This is a genomic window from Facilibium subflavum (assembly GCF_003574485.1).
GTDB lineage: Bacteria > Pseudomonadota > Gammaproteobacteria > Francisellales > Francisellaceae > Facilibium > Facilibium subflavum.
In genome coordinates, this window is the sequence record NZ_QLIT01000384.1 from 1 (window position 1) to 522 (window position 522).

At 35.6% G+C, this 522-nt stretch carries 1 protein-coding gene; it reads left to right on the forward strand.

Annotation, left to right across the window (positions count from 1 at the left end):
- Positions 1–522 (forward strand): tyrosine-type recombinase/integrase (locus DNK84_RS14075; RefSeq protein WP_162902533.1); only part of this gene is annotated, 522 nt, incomplete at both ends.

Consider the following 522-nt stretch of genomic DNA (forward strand, 5'->3'; position numbering starts at 1 on the left):
TCTAAAAATGGTTATAGTAGTCGTTCTAATGCCAGAATGATATCTACGTTACGTAAATTTTATGCTTGGCTAGTTAGGTCTGGTCAAACTGAGAGTAATCCTACTGCTAAATTAACTATGCCAAAGTTAGCCAAAAGTTTGCCTAAAGATATGACAGAAGCTGACGTTGAAGCATTATTGCAAGCACCTGATTTAACTCTAGATATTGGAATTCGTGATAGAGCAATGCTTGAACTAATGGATGAAACTGGGTTACGTGTTAGTGAGCTAGTTGGTCTAGACGTTGAAAATGTTGATATTAATATTGGAGTGATTCAAGTATTAGGTAAAGGCTCAAAAGAAAGGATTGTCCCAATGGGAGAATATGCTTTGGAGTTTTTACAGAAATACTTTACAGAATCTCGCCCTAATTTAGCTAAAAATTTCAAAGAAAAGGCGATCTTTATTAGTCAGCATTCTAGAAGAATGACACGCCAATCATTTTGGCATCGTATAAAAAGTTATGCTCTTACAGCAGGAATG